Raw genomic sequence first — 14407 nt, 5'->3', positions numbered from 1 at the left:
CGGCTACCTCAGCGAGCCGCGTTTGCCCACATGACCTGGGGTAGCGCGACAGTGAGGTACCAGTGAGGTGAGACCCATGGCCGACAGACAATGGTCCATTCAGATCGACATCGCCGAGACCGGCGATCTTGCCACCGCGTACGTCACTTTGACCAGCCCAGCCGACGTGCGGTTGACCGGGTGCGGCGAAGCTCACCGCAATCCGGCTGACCCGCCCGCGCCGCAGATCGGTGAAGAACTGGCCGTCGGCCGCGCACTGATCGATCTGACCGGCAAACTGCTGGGCGTGGCGACCAAGGACGTCCGCGAGAACGTCCGGTCGGCGACCTGACGTCCCTGATCCGCGACTTTGATCTCGGTCGAAGGAGCCCGCCGATGAGCGAACAACAGGATGTGATCGCGGTCCTGGTCGCCGACCACCGCGAGGTCGAGGAGCTGTTCAGCCGGCTGGAGCATATGGTCGGCCGGATCGATGAGAAGGCCGAGACCCTGGCGGAGCAGGTGGTCATCGAACTGGTGCGCCACTCGGTGGCGGAGGAGGCGTACCTATACCCGGCGGTGCGCGAACACGTCCCGGGCGGCGACGCGCTGGCGGATGCTGAGATCGCCGAGCACGTCGCCGCCGAGCGGACGATGAAGCAGCTGGAAGGGCTGGAGTCGTCCGACACGGCATTCTGGCCGACGCTGGAGCGGCTGATGGGCCAGATCCGCCACCACGTGCGGGAGCAGGAGAACGACCTGTTCCCGCGGCTGCGGCAGGCCTGTTCCGAGGCCCAGCTCCTGGAACTGGGCGGCCAGGTGACGAGAGCCAAGAAGATGGCGTCGCTCGGCCCGCAGTCGGGAGCCGCGCGGAACAGGGATGCACCATGATGGGCTCATGGAATTCGAGCCTTACCGGGGCGAACTGGTGGCCTACTGCTATCGGATGCTGGGTTCGTTTCACGAGGCCGAGGACCTGGTGCAGGAGACGATGCTGCGCGCGTGGAAGGCCCGCGACCGGTACGACCACACGCGTGCCTCCGTACGGACCTGGCTGTACCGGATCGCGACCAACGCGTGCCTGACCGCGTTGGAGGGGCGTGCGCGGCGGCCGTTGCCGTCCGGGCTGGGAGCGCCGAGTGACGACCCCGGGGCGCCGCTGACGCCGGCGCTCGACATCCCGTGGCTACAGCCGTTCCCCGACGCGCGGTTCGACGTGGGGGCGCGCGCCGACCTGCGGCTGGCGCTGGTGGCGGCGATGCAGGTCCTGCCGCCGCGGCAGCGTGCCGTGCTCGTGCTCCGCGAGGTGCTGGAGTTCAGCGCCGCAGAGGTCGCCACGCAGCTGGAGACCACGGTCACGGCCGTCAACAGCGCTCTGCAGCGAGCCCGCGCCGCCCTCGCGGACGCCGCCGACGTCGGCGAGGTCGCCGAGCCGGACGATCCCGAGGTGCGCGCGGTGATCCAGCAGTACATGCGGGCCTTCGAAGCGGCCGACGTCCCCGGGCTCGTGCGGCTCCTCACCGACGATGCGATCATGGAGATGCCGCCGGTGCCGCTGTGGTATCGGGGCAGCCGCGACTACGGCCTGTTCATGGACCGCGTGTTCGAGATGTGGGGCCCGGGCTGGGCCATGCGCCGGCTCACCGCCAACGGGCAGCCCACGCTCGCCGCGTACGCGCCGGAGCCCGGCGGCGGGCAGCGGCTGCACACGCTCCAGGTCTTGACGGTCACCGGTGGCCGGGTCGCGCACAACGTCGTGTTCGCCGATCCACGCGTGTTCCAGGCGTTCGACCTGCCCGAGCGAATTTCTTCCGAGGAGTTTCGCAAGGCGCGATGAGCCGGGCCGATGCCGCCGGTACGTACGGGTGAGCATCGAGCGAAAGGGACACCCATCGTGAGCGTCATCGTCATTGAGTTCATCACCCTGGACGGGATCGTGTCCGACCCTGACGGGTCCGGAGGCACGCCGACCGGCGGCTGGGCGTTCCGGCACGGTCCCGAGGCCGTCGCCGGGGACAAGTTCCGGCTGGGCCGCACCCTGGACGAGGGGGTCATGCTGCTGGGGCGCACGACCTGGCAGGTGTTCTCCCGGATCTGGCCGGGGCGCGACGACCCGTTCTCGGCGCGGATGAACGCCGTGCCGAAGCTGGTCGCCTCCCGTACGCTGACCGACCCGTCGGCGTGGGTGAACTCCCAGGTCATCGACGGAGACCTCATCGACACCGTGAAGCGCGAGCAGCGCGATGTGATCATCACCGGCAGCCTGAGCGTCGTGCGCGCGCTGATGGCCGCGGACCTGATCGATGAGTATCGGCTCCTGACCTTCCCCACGATCCTCGGCGCCGGCGACCGGCTCTTTCCTGCCGAAGGCCCGGCCGCGCACCTGGAGTGCCGCTCCGCAGAGCAGTCCGGCGCCGCCGTCCTCGCGTGGTACGGCCGGCCACCTCACCCTGGAGGAGACGCCGGCCGCGCATGAGGCGTAAGGCGGGCCGGGTGGCTCACCGGAGGAGCGCAGACTCCTTCGGCAGGCCGAACCATTCGAACAGAGCCTGGTCGGGGAACCCGGTGATCTCGGCGATGCCCGCCGGGGTCGTGGTGAGGACCATGATGCCGTAGCCCTGGCACGTATCGGTGGCGTCGGGCAGATAGGCGGCCAGCGCCGGCTGCCCGTTCGCGGCGGTCGCGACCAGGCGGATGCGATCCAGCCGGCCTTCCGCCGGGGTGGTCGCGAAGAACCGGCAGACGGCGTCCCGGCCGACGATCTCGACCGACTCGGGCGGCATGCGCAAGATCGCGTCCTCGCGTAAGAGCGCCGCCAGCGCGTCGAGGTCGAGGCGCCGCCAGGAGGCGATGAACCGTTCGGCGAGCTCCTGGTCGTAGGCCTCCAACGTCGGCTGTCGCGGCGGATCGGCCGAGCGCAGGGTGGCCCGCGCCCGTTGCAACGCGCTGTTGATCGCCGGCACGCTGGAATCGAGGAACTCGGCCACCTCCGCGGAGCTCCAGCACAACACCTCGCGCAGGATGAGCACCGCGCGCTGGGTGGCGGGCAGCAGTTGCAGGGCGGCGACGAACGCCAGTCGCACGCTTTCGCGCAGCTCGACCGCGTCGGCGGGGTCGACGCGGTCGAGCAGCCGGTCGGGGTAGGGCTGCAGGTGCGAGACCTCCGCCAAGGTCGCCGGTCTGCGCCCGCGCGCGGCGATGGCCTTCAGACAGGTGGTGGTGGCGATGCGGTGGAGCCAGTGCAGCAGGGGTGCCCGCTCCTGGTAGCCGCCCAGAGAGCGCCATGCGCGCAGCAGCGTCTCCTGCAGCGCCTCCTCGGCTTCCTCCAGCGAGCCGAGCATGCGGTAGCAGTGCAGATGCAGGCTCTGCCGGTGGGGCGTGACCAGGTCGGCGAAGGCGCCGGAATCGCCCGCCTGAGCCGCGGCGAGGAGCGTCGGCGCGGTCTGTTTCGTCTCGGTGGCAGCCACGCCCTCACGGTAGCCGCGCTCTGCGACAAAAACCGGCCGATCGCCGATGAGTTCGGCGCCGGCCATGAAACTTTCACCGCGCGCTTGCAACTCGAGCAGGTGCTGGGCAGGCGGCTTGACCTGGCCGGATGACGAGCCGGTAGGTCGCGCCGCCCTTGAGGGCTTCTCGCCGTCGACCCCCTGTGCTTCACTCCTCCCACGCATTCGGAAAGCGCTTACCGTACGTCGGTGACCCTTGGAGAGGGATGATGAGACTGAGATCGTTCATCGCATGCGCCGCCCTGGCAGCCGGCGCGTTCGTGGCATTACCCGCTGCCACGGCGGCGGCGGCGACCACCCGCTATGAGGCGGAGACCGCCCCCGCGACGTGTGACGGCACCATCGACTCCAATCACTCCGGCTACTCGGGGACCGGTTTCTGCAACGCCGGCAACGCTGTGGGCGCGGCGGCGCAGTTCACGGTGAACGCGCCGGCCGCGGGCGCCGCGACGGTGGCGGTCCGCTTTGCCAACGGGACCACGACGAGCCGGCCCGCTACCTTGATGGTCGACGGTTCGACCGTGCAGTCGGTGTCGTTCGAGGGGACCGGCGCGTGGTCGACGTGGGTCACGAACACGTTGAGCGTTTCGGTGAGCTCCGGGAGCAACACGATCCGGTTCAGCCCGACGGCTTCCGGCGGCCTGCCGAACATCGATTTCATCGACGTCACCACCGATGGCACGACACCGCCGGGCACGGCGCTCTACGTCGCGACCAACGGCAACGACAGCAACGCCGGCACCCTGGCCCAACCGCTGCGGACGATCCAGCGCGCGGTCGACCTCGCGCAGCCCGGGCACACGATCCTCCTCCGCGGCGGCACGTACGCGCCGAGCACCAACATCCAGCTGCTGAAGAACGGCACCGCGAGCGCCCCCATCACGATGACCACCTACAACGGGGAGCGCGTCGTCATCGACGGCGAGAACATGCCGCACACCCCGGCCCCGGTCGATGGCAGCATCCCCCGCCCGGAGCGCGGCGCGATCCACATCGAGGGCGATTACTGGCGGCTGATCGGCCTGGAGATCATCAACGGCCCGTACGCCGTGTTCGGCCTCGACACCAACAACAATGTCTTCGAACGTCTCATCACACGGGACAACTACGAAAGCGGCCTGCACCTCCAGGGCGCGTCCAGCAACAACCAGATCATCAACCTGGACGCGTACGGCAACCGCGATCCCCGCAACAACGGGGAGAGCGCCGATGGCCTGGCCATCAAGGAGGGCTCCGGCACCGGCAACGTGGTGCGCGGCGCCAGGTTGTGGAACAACTCCGACGACGGCCTGGACTTCTGGGAGTTCCTGTCCCCGGTGACGGTGGAGAACAGCATCGCCTACGGCAACGGCTTCAACCGCTGGAACCTGCCCGACTACACCGGTGACGGCAACGGGTTCAAGCTCGGCGGGGGAGACGAGGATCTGCCGGCGGCACACGTGGTCCGCAACAGCATGGCATGGGACAACGCCACCGGTGGTTTCATCGACAATGCCAACCCGGGCCAGATGGTGATCGACCACTGCACCGCCTGGGACAACCCCGGCACCGGCTTCGACTTCGCCGACGCCGACGCGACGCTGACCAAGAACCTCGCCGTCGCCAACGGCGTCAACGTGTCACTGGGCGCCAACTCCAGCGGCACCGGCAACTCGTGGAACCTCGGCGGCAGCTGGTCGTTCGCCGGCACCGACCCGAGCATCATCACGGGGCCGCGCAACGCCGACGGCTCGATCCGCACCTCCACCTTCCTACGCCCCGCCAACGGCGCCGACGTCGGAGCCCGGCTCTGACAACCGCCCTCGCGTCCGTGGCCTCGGAAGCGGAAGACTCATCGGCCGGGGCCTCGGCAGCGGAAGACTCATCGGCCGGCCCGCTGGAAAATCGTGATCGGGATGCCCTCGCCGACCGTCTTCGACTCGGTCAGCTTCCATGTCGTCTTGTCGGTGGTCTCCCCGAGCAGGCGCCTGCCGGTGCCGAGGATGACCGGGAAGGTCATCAGGTGGATCTCGTCGACGAGGTCGTTCTCGATCAGCTCCTGCACGAGCCGGATGCTGCCGGGGATCTGGATCTCGCCGTCCACCTGCTCCTTCAGCTTGGTCACCTCCCCGACCACGTCGCCCGCGATCACGTGGGTGTTGGACCACTGGGGGTCGGTCAGGGTGCTCGAGACCACGTACTTGGGCATGCTGTTGTACTTGTCGGCCAAGGGACCTGTGTACTTCGGCCAGGCCTCGGCGAAGCTCTCATAGGTCCTGCGGCCGATCAGCAGCACCTCGGCCGCCAGCGCCTCGTCCAGCTTGAACTGGTCGCCGTCCGCGCCGCGGTCGAAGGCGAAGCTCCAGTTCCGGTGCTTGAAGTCCTCACCGCCGGGGCCTCCACCACGCCGTCGAGCGAGATGAACTCGGTGACTACGATCCTGCCCACCGCCAACCTCCTCGTTGCCTTTCCTTGCGGGATGAGATCGGGCTTCAGCGAATCACACCCCGGTAGATCCCGTCTCGCAAGTGACTCTCATCGCGCGAAGACGGCGATGACATCGGGCGAGCCGGCTTTCCGCAGCACGACCCGGTCGATCTCCGCGATGGGCGTCGCCACGGTGGTGCCCCACGAAGCCCGCCCGCCGGAGACCGTGACCTGGCCGAGGTCGCTCCAGGCGCCGTCCCTGCCGGCCAGCGTGGCCTGATAGGAGCCGGAGTCTCCGGCCGCCTCGACGGTGAGGAAGATCCAGCTCGGCGACCCTTGATAGGCGAACGCGTGGCCCACTCGCCGCTGGCCGGCATAGAGCACGGCGGCGGTGAGGTAGCGCCCGTCGGCGATGGCGAGCGTCTCGCGGTAGCTCTCCGCTAGCCGGCGGTCAGGCCCGGTGGCCACCCACACGGCCCCGCCCACCAGCGCGGCGACGATCGCCGCCGTGAGCAGGTGCATCCCGATGGGCCGCCATCGACGGCGCGGGCGTCCCCCGCTGATGCGGGCGAGCACGGCGGACTCGAAGGCGGTGGGCGGCTCCTCCGCGGGGGCCAGCGTGGTGAGCGCGTCCACCACCTGGGTGGCCTGCTCCAGCTCCCTGCGACAGGCGGCGCAGCCCGACAGATGGCGCAGCACGTCGGCGCGCTCGTCGCCGGCGAGGGCGCCGGCGGCGAGTTCCGGGATCGCCTCGCGGATCCCTTCGCATTCCGGCCGCTCAGTCATCGTTCACCTCCAACTGTTCACGGAGCTTGGCCAGCCCTCTGCGCAGGCGAGTCTTGGCGGTGCCCAGCGGTATGCTCTCGACCTGCGCCACCTCCTTGCTGGTCAGTCCGTAGAACACGGTGAGGGCGATGGCCCTGGCCTGCTCCCGTGACAGCATGCGCAGCGCCCGGCGGACGAACTCCTCATCACGCGGCGCGTCTTCGGTGCGCTCCGCGGACTGCAGCCGCGTGAGCAGCGCCTGCGGATCGACCGGCAGCTCGCGCCGGAGCCGCAGCGCGTCGATGGCGAGATTGCGCGTGATCGTGAGCAGCCAGGTCGGTACGGCACCACGCCTGGCATCGTAGGCAGCCGCGTGCCGCCATGCTCGCACGAAGGTCTCCTGCGCGACCTCCTCCGCCAACGCCGCCTCTCCCACGATGGTTCTGGCAAGGCCGAACACCCTGGCCTGATAGCGACGTACGAGCGTGGTGGCGGCCTGCGTGTCGCCCGACGCCATCCCGGCCAGGAGCGATTCATCCGAAAGTGCCCACAGTCGGTACTACGGTAAGGATCACCATTCTGGCTTCACCGAGGTGAATCCCGGGGCGGGCCGCCACCCGTACAACCGGCATGAGAAAAATCCTTCTCGCTCTCGCCGCGAGCATGTTGCTCGCGGGGTGCAGCACGGCCGGCGCGACAGGCGCCGACGGCTCCCCGACCGTGACCATCACCGGCCCGGCGAACAACGCCGACGTCGCCGGGACGTTCTCCCTGGAGTTCACCACCAGCGTGGAGATCGGCCCACCGGAATCCGGCAAGCACCATGTCCACGTGTTCACCGACGGGCACACCGATGACTACACCGTCGTCACGGCCTCGCCGTTCCAGATCGCCGGGCTGCCGCCGGGCGAGCACACGGTGGGGGTCACTCTCCAGAACGCCGACCATTCGCCTGCGGGCGCCTCGGCCGAGCTCACGGTGAACGTGACAGGGGGCGGCCAGGCTCCCTCGCCGACGCAGAGCTCCGGCAATGACTACTACTGAGCGCTATGACCGCAGGACCAGATGGTTCCATGCGGGCGTCTACCTGACGACGCTTGGGCTGCTCGGCACCGGCTGGTGGCTGCTGGCGGGCAGGGAGGGCGACCCCAGCCCGCTCGCGTGGCTCACCAGGCTGCCGGACACCGTCCTGCACACCTGGCTCGGCTGGGCGCTCGCGGTGCTCGTCCTGGTGGCGGTCGCGTTCGGGCGCCGCGCCATCCGGACGTTCGTCACCGAATCGGTGCGCTTCCGCAGGGGTGATCTGGAATGGTTCGTACGCTGGCCCGCAGCGCTCTTCACCGGCCGGTTCGGTCACCACGAGGGGCACTTCGATCCCGGCCAGCGGGTCCTCAACCTCGCGCTGGCCGGAACCCTGCTGGCCCTGCTCACCAGCGGTGCGGGCATGAGCCTGTTGCACGGAGGACCGGTGTTCGCGGTGCTGGTCAGGATCCATGTCTGGACGACGTACCTGGCGACGCTGCTGATCGCCGGACACGTGCTGGTCGCGGCGGGGCTGCTGCCGGGGTACCGGGGTGTCTGGCGCGCCATGCACCTGGGCGGCCGTCTCGATCGGACGGTGGCCTTCCGGCTCTGGCCGGGATGGTCCGTGCGGCACGACCCGACCGCGCTCGGCGCGTACGTCCTGGACCTTCTCGGACCGGTTGAGATGGCTGCCGTGCGAGCGCATCTGAGGGAGTGCGCGGACTGCCGGGCCGAGGCGGCCCAGCTCCGCAAGACCGTCCTTTAGTAAGCTGATGGACCTGCTCACACCTGCCATGTCTCTCGGTGTACGCACATAGGCCGATGCTCACGGACGGGCTCCGAGGCTGTCCGCGATCAGGCCGGCAGTCCCGACACGACCGAGAGACCAAGCAACCATGCATATCAACCGCACCATGTCCGTCATCGTTGCCGCAGGGGCGCTCGCCCTGCTCACCGCCTGCGGCGGCACGAGCGACTCGATGGCCGGACACCAGAAGGTGGGCAGCAGCGCCCCTGCCGCCACCACCACAGGCGCTTCGCCTTCGGCTGCCTTCAACGACGCGGACGTCACGTTTGCGCGGATGATGATCCCGCATCACGAGCAGGCGGTCGACATGGCCGACCTGGCCGCGACGCGGGCGAGCGACCCGGAGATCAAGGAGCTCGCGGCCAAGATCAAGGCGGAGCAGGATCCGGAGATCCGGACCATGCGGGGCTGGCTGACCGAGTGGGGCAAACCCGAGTCCGACCCTGAAGGGCACATGGGGCACGGCATGCCGGGCATGATGTCCGCGCAGGACATGAAGAAGCTCGAGGCGGCCAAGGGCAAGCGATTCGACAAGCTGTTCGCCGAGCAGATGATCGCCCATCACAAGGGCGCGATCGAGATGGCCCGCACTGAGCAGGCCGACGGCTCCAACCCGCAGGTCAAGGAGCTGGCCAAGACGATCGAGACCACGCAGCAGGCCGAGGTGGAGCAGCTGCGGAAGATCCTCGACCGGCTCTGATCAATCGGTCGCCGGGACGCCCTGGCCGGTCTCGGCGGGCTTGACGGCGCGGACGATGGCTGAGTGCATGCCGTCGGCGACCTGGTGGGTGGAGGTGATGGTGATGCCGGTGAACCCGGCTGCCCGCAGCCCGGCCAGGTATTCGGCGAACGACAGGGCGCCGGCGATGCAGCCGGCGTAGTCGCCGCGCTCGGCCCGCTGGGCTGGGGCGAGGGCGTCGTCGGCGACGACGTCGGAGACGCCGAGGCGGCCGCCGGGCACCAGCACCCGGAAGGTCTCGGCGAACACCGCGTCCTTGTCCACCGACAGGTTGATGACGCAGTTGGAGATGACCACATCCACGCTGGCGGCCGGCAGCGGGATGGACTCGATCGTGCCCTTGAGGAACTCCACGTTCGCCGCGCCCGCCCTGGCGGCGTTCGCGCGTGCCAGGGCGAGCATCTCCTCGGTCATGTCCAGCCCATACGCCTTACCGGCCGGGCCTACCCGGCGGGCGGACAGCAGCACGTCGATGCCGCCGCCCGAGCCCAGATCCAGTACTCGCTCGCCCTCGCGCAACTCGGCGACCGCCGTGGGGTTGCCGCAGCCCAGTGAGGCCGCCACCGCCTCGGCGGGCAGGCCCTCTCGCTCGTCGGCGGCGTACAAGGCCGCGCCGAAGCCCTCCTCGATCTCCTGCGGACCGCAACAGGCGGCTCCGCCGGCCGTGACCGCCGTCGCGGCCGCCGCGTACCGCTCCCGTACCTGCTCGCGTAGTTGGACGGACTGCTCGCTCATCACAGGCTCCTTGTATCGATGTCTATCGAATCAAGCATCCGCTCTGATTGGAGACATGTCAATATAGAAGTCTGTCGAATCAGAAGCCAGACCGATCGCGCTGCTTGCTATCGCTGTATGGCGATTGATAGTGATGATGTCGGCCCCTGCGTCGGCGCCGACATCGCCGCCGGCATTCTCCCGGCGGCCGCGCTGTTCCACTCCCTGGCCGATCAGAACCGGCTGCGCATCGTGCAACGGCTGGCCCGCGGCGAAGCCCGCGTGGTGGACCTCGTCGCCGAGCTGGGCCTGGCCCAGTCGACCATCTCCAAGCACCTGGCCTGCCTGCGCGACTGCCACCTGGTCGACTACCGCGCCGAGGGCCGCCAGTCCTTCTACTCCCTCACCAGGCCCGAGCTGATGGACCTGCTCGCCTCGGCCGAGCAACTGCTGGCCGCCACCGGCCACGCGGTCACGCTCTGCCCGGCCCCGGGCGCCGCCCGCCCGATCGGCGTCACCGGCGACCACCGCGGGCAGCCGGCGGGGGAGGCGGTCGCATGACCGCGGTCAACCTGCCCGGCCTGGGCCCGTCCCCGGCACGGCGCGCGCTGCTGCAGCGCCGCGTCCGGCTGCTGGTGGCCGCCACCATCACCTACAACGTGATCGAAGCCGCGGTGGCCATCACCGCCGGCACGATCGCCTCTTCGGCCGCCCTCATCGGCTTCGGCCTCGACTCGATCGTCGAGGTCGCCTCCGCCGCCGCGGTGGCCTGGCAGTTCTCCACCGCCGACCACGAGAAGCGGGAACGGGCGGCGCTGCGCGTCATCGCCATCTCCTTCTTCGCGCTGGCCGCGTACGTCAGCTTCGACGCCGTCCGAGCGCTGCTCGGCGTCGGTGAAGCCGAGCACTCCACGGCGGGCCTGATCCTGGCCGCCCTGTCGCTGGTCGTCATGCCGTTCCTGTCGCAGGCGCAGCGCCGCGCCGGCCGCGAACTCGGCTCCGCCTCCGCCGTCGCCGACTCCAAGCAGACTCTGCTGTGCACCTACCTGTCCGGTGTGTGCTCCTCGTCGGGCTGGCGCTCAACAGCCTGTTCGGCTGGTCCTGGGCCGATCCGATCGCCGCCCTGGTCATCGCCGCCATCGCGGTCAAGGAAGGCCGAGAGGCCTGGCGGGGGGACGCCTGCTGCGCCGTTCCGGCCGCCGCCGCCTCCGGCAGCACTGCCCACGACGGGTGCTGCTCGCCTACCCGCGAGGCCGAATAATCGAAAGGCCCTCGGCAAGAACTCGCGCAGCTACTCGCCCTGGGACAGGTGGGCCTTGGCGTCGTCGTAGGAAACGTCGCCGGCCGCCTTGGCAGGCCGGTAGACCAGGTACAGCACACCGGTCGTGAACGTCTCGGACTTGATCAGCTCCAGAGGGATGGGGTCGTCGCCCTCGTCGAACAGGCGCTCGCCCTTGCGGACGGCGATCGGATGCACCAGCAGGTGCAGTTCGTCCAGCAGCCCAGCGGTCAGCAACTGGCGGACCACCGAGACCGAGCCGCTCATGGCGATGCGGCCGCCCTGCTCGCTCTTCAACGCGGTCACGGCCTCCACCAGGTCGCCCTGGAGCAGCTCGGAGTTCCGCCAGGTGAACTCCAGAGGCTGGCGCGACACGACGATCTTCCGTGCGTCGCCGAGCGTCTTCGCGAAGCCGGCGTCCTCGCCGCCCTCGGCCTCCCGCTCCGGCCATGCTCCGGCGAAGCTGTCATAGGTCTTGCGTCCCAGGAGCAGGGTGTCGGCCATCTGCTCCGTCACGGCGGCGCCCATCTCGTCGTTGAAGTAGGGGAAATGCCAGTCCTGCGGGTCCTCGATGACCCCGTCGAGTGAGATGAACAGGTTTGCGGCGATCGTCCTCATGCTGGTCCTCCAAGGAAGGGGCTGGGCCGTCCGGCCCGGCCGATCTGATGTGCTTATAGCCTCGCGGGACCTGCTTACGGATCGCTTAAGGTCTCCCTCTGGTCAGGTTCCGACGGTTCCTTGGGGATCGGCGTTGTCATCCTGTGTAGGCGAGGGCCTCTCGTACCGTGATGCGGGAGGCCCGGGTCGCCGCCGCGTCGGTGGCCAGCGCGGCGCCGAGGATCACCAGCACGAGCCAGACGGCGACCGCGAGACCGGAGATCCGGTACGGCAGCGGCGCGTTGTTGAAGAGGTTGCCCAGCCCGGCGCCGAGGACCGCGGTGAGCCCGAGCGTCGGCAGGATCGCCAGCACGCAACTGGTGAGCGCGAGGAAGACGCCTTCGGCGACCACGACGCGGCGGACGGCTCTGGGCCGTGCTCCGATGGCGTGCATGACGCCGAACTCCCGGATCCGATCGAGGACGTTGGTGCTCATCGTGGAGGCCAGGCCGATGCCGCCGAGCACTCCGAGCGGCACGGCGATCCCCAGCAGCACCAGGAGCACAGGGCCCAGGTGCCCTGCCGAGGCGGCCTCGGTCCTGCTGATCGACGCCGCGGATTCCACCGTGACGCCGGCGCCCGCGAGTGCCGTACGGGCGGAGGCGGCGACCGCGTCGCGCGTGGGCTCGTCGTGGCTGCCGGTGATGACGCGGACCTGGTTGACCCGCTGCGGCTGCCCGGTGGCGGCGGCGAGCCCCTCGGCCGTGGTGTAGACGCCGCCACCGGCTCCCTCGCGTTCCTCGACGATGCCGGCCAGGCGCCAGGTGGTGGGCTTGCCCTCGATGAACAGCAGGACGTTGTCGCCGGCCCCGAGGCCGGGGACGGTCTTGGCACGGACGCTCTGGTTGAGCACCACCGCGCCGGTCTCACCCGGATTCAGCCAGCGTCCCTCCAACAGCCGCGGCGCCGGGCGGCCGGCGATCAGCGTGTTCAACGCGATGCTGCCGTGACCCTGGTCGGGATAGGTACGGGTGACGGGTAGCCGCCCTTGGGCGGCGATGCCGACCTGGACCCGTTGCCACGTCTCCACCCTGGTCACGGCGGGCACGCGCCCGACCGCGCCGGCGACGGTGTCCGCCTCGGTGAGGCCGGCCAGTTTCACCTCGACATCCCAGTAGCGCAGCGCCTGCTTCTCCTCCTCGACCGCCTGCGTGCCGGAAGTCAGGGACATCCCGGCAACGAACACCGAGCCCGCCCCGGCCAGGAGACCGACGCAGAGCCAGAACCGGGCCGGCCGCCTGACGGTGTTGCGCAGCGCCATCAGCAGGCCGCGGTCGAGACGGCGCAGGCGGCTCAACCGGGCCAGGACACCGGTTGCCGCGCTCGCCTTGGCTGCGAGCCCGTGATGGTCGATGGCCGCGCGTACGGTGATGCGACTGGCTTTGACCAGCGGCACCAGAGCCATCAGCGGTGGGAGGCCGAGGCCGACGGCGAGCATGATCGCGTAGCTCCACCAAGGAGCGGCCAGGCTGACCGGCTGGACGCCGAGCATCTCGAGCAGGCCCTTGAGCCGGTCCTGGCCAAGGAAAACGGCGGGCCCGAACGCCAGCAGCGTGGCCGCCGCGGCCACCGACAACGTCATCGCCGCGTAGAGCCGGGCGATCCGGCCGGCCCCCGCGCCGATCGCCTTCATGATGCCGATCTGCGGGATCTGCTGGGTGAAAAGGTTGTTGAGCATGTTCGCCACCAGGACCGTGGACAGCAGCAGCGCGGCGGCGCCGCCGGCCAGCAGCGACAACAGCAGCACGTCGGCCTGCCACTGGTGCGGGTGCGCGTACGGCTCGGGAACCTGGATCTCGCTGATCGCCAGGCCGTGTTCGCGCTGCAGCCATGTGCTGACCGCGCCCGCCACGGCGACCACCGCATCGCGGTCCCGGCTCGGCTCCGTCGTGCCGGGATCGGCGACTTGGATCTTCAACTGGTCGAGTCCGGGCGTGGACAGCGATGCGGTGGACAGGTAGGCGTGCCCCCTTTGTTCCTGGGGTGAGGGGGCGAGGCTGGGGTCATACACCGTTCCCGCCACGCGCAGCCGTACGGGATCGCCGCTCGGGGTCGTGACGGTCATCGTGTCGCCGACCGCTACGCCCAGCAGGCCGAGGGAATCCTGTCCGATGAGGATCTCGCCGGGCGGCGGTGGCCAGCTGCCTGCCTGCCCCACGTCGAACTTGACCATCCGCATCGGGTCGTCGGGCGCGGCCACGAAGACCTGCAGCGCGACGTCCAGCTTGCTGCCGTTGACCTCGATCCCGCCGTCGAACTGGGCGCGCGCCGTGGCCTCGAGCACCCCCGGCCGCTCGCGTGCCTGGGCCGCGATCGCCGCCATCCGCTGGGGGTCGAGATCACGGTCGAGAACGATCGTCGCCGAGGCGGGCTCGGTGCTCATGTACGCACCGCTGGTCTCCCTTCCAATGGCCGACCACGCATTGAGCACGCCCCCGAACACCGTCAGGCTGACCGCGATCGCGATCACCATCAGCACGAACCGCGGCCAGGCCGCGCGCAGATCCCGGCGCAGCTTGACCGTCATCAGC

The 14407-nt window shown here is 69.7% G+C and carries 17 protein-coding genes; 10 read left to right on the top strand and 7 right to left on the bottom strand.

The window, feature by feature from the left end:
- The first annotated feature begins 76 nt into the window (after positions 1-76).
- The 4 genes from ACTWQA_RS42605 to ACTWQA_RS42590 are packed head-to-tail and all read left to right on the top strand — an operon-like array spanning position 77 to position 2455.
- Complete coding sequence (locus ACTWQA_RS42605; protein ID WP_305919124.1) at positions 77-331, top strand: dsRBD fold-containing protein; 255 nt, start codon at positions 77-79, stop codon at positions 329-331.
- A 44-nt stretch (positions 332-375) separates the two neighbouring features.
- Complete coding sequence (locus ACTWQA_RS42600) at positions 376-870, top strand: hemerythrin domain-containing protein (RefSeq protein ID WP_443164569.1); 495 nt, start codon at positions 376-378, stop codon at positions 868-870.
- A gap of 7 nt (positions 871-877) precedes the next feature.
- The gene (locus ACTWQA_RS42595) at positions 878-1816 is read left to right on the top strand and encodes a sigma-70 family RNA polymerase sigma factor (protein ID WP_443164568.1); all 939 of its coding nucleotides are present in this window, start codon (positions 878-880) and stop codon (positions 1814-1816) included.
- A 57-nt stretch (positions 1817-1873) separates the two neighbouring features.
- Complete coding sequence (locus ACTWQA_RS42590; RefSeq protein WP_443164567.1) at positions 1874-2455, top strand: dihydrofolate reductase family protein; 582 nt, start codon at positions 1874-1876, stop codon at positions 2453-2455.
- 22 nt (positions 2456-2477) lie between these two features.
- Here ACTWQA_RS42590 and ACTWQA_RS42585 read toward each other — a convergent pair whose 3' ends face one another.
- Positions 2478-3446: an RNA polymerase subunit sigma-70 gene (locus ACTWQA_RS42585; protein WP_443164566.1), complete on the bottom strand. Its 969-nt coding sequence runs from the start codon at positions 3444-3446 to the stop codon at positions 2478-2480.
- 245 nt (positions 3447-3691) lie between these two features.
- On the opposite strand from ACTWQA_RS42585, the gene ACTWQA_RS42580 reads away from it, so the two are divergent.
- A complete protein-coding gene (locus ACTWQA_RS42580; protein ID WP_443164565.1) occupies positions 3692-5278 on the top strand; it encodes a right-handed parallel beta-helix repeat-containing protein in 1587 nt (528 codons plus the stop codon).
- A 68-nt stretch (positions 5279-5346) separates the two neighbouring features.
- Here ACTWQA_RS42580 and ACTWQA_RS42575 read toward each other — a convergent pair whose 3' ends face one another.
- The 3 genes from ACTWQA_RS42575 to ACTWQA_RS42565 all read right to left on the bottom strand — a co-directional run bounded on the left by ACTWQA_RS42575 (position 5347) and on the right by ACTWQA_RS42565 (position 7173).
- On the bottom strand, positions 5347-5772 hold the full coding sequence (locus ACTWQA_RS42575; RefSeq protein ID WP_443164599.1) for a dihydrofolate reductase family protein: 426 nt from the start codon (positions 5770-5772) through the stop codon (positions 5347-5349).
- 227 nt (positions 5773-5999) lie between these two features.
- Positions 6000-6677 (bottom strand): anti-sigma factor family protein, encoded by a 678-nt coding sequence (locus tag ACTWQA_RS42570; RefSeq protein WP_443164564.1) that lies wholly within the window; start codon positions 6675-6677, stop codon positions 6000-6002.
- Entirely contained in the window at positions 6670-7173 is a 504-nt protein-coding gene (locus tag ACTWQA_RS42565; protein ID WP_443164563.1) for an RNA polymerase sigma factor, read from the bottom strand. The genes ACTWQA_RS42570 and ACTWQA_RS42565 overlap by 8 nt, the downstream gene beginning before the upstream one ends.
- Positions 7174-7286: 113 nt before the next feature.
- On the opposite strand from ACTWQA_RS42565, the gene ACTWQA_RS42560 reads away from it, so the two are divergent.
- From ACTWQA_RS42560 to ACTWQA_RS42550, 3 genes are all read left to right on the top strand, one after another.
- Positions 7287-7700, top strand: coding sequence for a hypothetical protein (locus tag ACTWQA_RS42560; RefSeq protein ID WP_443164562.1), 414 nt, complete (start codon positions 7287-7289; stop codon positions 7698-7700).
- The gene (locus ACTWQA_RS42555) at positions 7687-8445 is read left to right on the top strand and encodes a zf-HC2 domain-containing protein (protein ID WP_443164561.1); all 759 of its coding nucleotides are present in this window, start codon (positions 7687-7689) and stop codon (positions 8443-8445) included. Before ACTWQA_RS42560 ends, ACTWQA_RS42555 begins: the two co-directional genes overlap by 14 nt.
- A 148-nt stretch (positions 8446-8593) precedes the next feature.
- The gene (locus tag ACTWQA_RS42550) at positions 8594-9187 is read left to right on the top strand and encodes a DUF305 domain-containing protein (RefSeq protein WP_443164560.1); all 594 of its coding nucleotides are present in this window, start codon (positions 8594-8596) and stop codon (positions 9185-9187) included.
- Here the strand turns inward: ACTWQA_RS42550 and arsM are convergent, their stop codons facing one another.
- Positions 9188-9961 (bottom strand): arsenite methyltransferase, encoded by a 774-nt coding sequence (gene arsM, locus ACTWQA_RS42545; protein WP_443164559.1) that lies wholly within the window; start codon positions 9959-9961, stop codon positions 9188-9190.
- Between the two features lie 117 nt (positions 9962-10078).
- Here arsM and ACTWQA_RS42540 point away from each other — a divergent pair, with 117 nt between their 5' ends.
- On the top strand, positions 10079-10501 hold the full coding sequence (locus tag ACTWQA_RS42540; RefSeq protein WP_443164558.1) for an ArsR/SmtB family transcription factor: 423 nt from the start codon (positions 10079-10081) through the stop codon (positions 10499-10501).
- A complete protein-coding gene (locus ACTWQA_RS42535; RefSeq protein WP_443164557.1) occupies positions 10498-11271 on the top strand; it encodes a hypothetical protein in 774 nt (257 codons plus the stop codon). Before ACTWQA_RS42540 ends, ACTWQA_RS42535 begins: the two co-directional genes overlap by 4 nt.
- On the opposite strand, the gene ACTWQA_RS42530 is transcribed toward ACTWQA_RS42535, so the two are convergent.
- Positions 11232-11837 carry a dihydrofolate reductase family protein gene (locus ACTWQA_RS42530; protein WP_443164556.1) on the bottom strand — a complete coding sequence of 202 codons (606 nt, stop codon included), beginning with the start codon at positions 11835-11837 and terminating at the stop codon, positions 11232-11234. The genes ACTWQA_RS42535 and ACTWQA_RS42530 overlap by 40 nt on opposite strands.
- A gap of 136 nt (positions 11838-11973) precedes the next feature.
- Positions 11974-14403, bottom strand: coding sequence for an ABC transporter permease (locus ACTWQA_RS42525; protein ID WP_443164555.1), 2430 nt, complete (start codon positions 14401-14403; stop codon positions 11974-11976).
- Positions 14404-14407: the final 4 nt, after the last annotated feature.

The sequence above is a fragment of the Nonomuraea sp. 10N515B genome, from assembly GCF_052245915.1.
Taxonomy (GTDB): Bacteria; Actinomycetota; Actinomycetes; order Streptosporangiales; family Streptosporangiaceae; genus Nonomuraea.
This window is presented reverse-complemented; position numbering and strand designations above follow the sequence as displayed.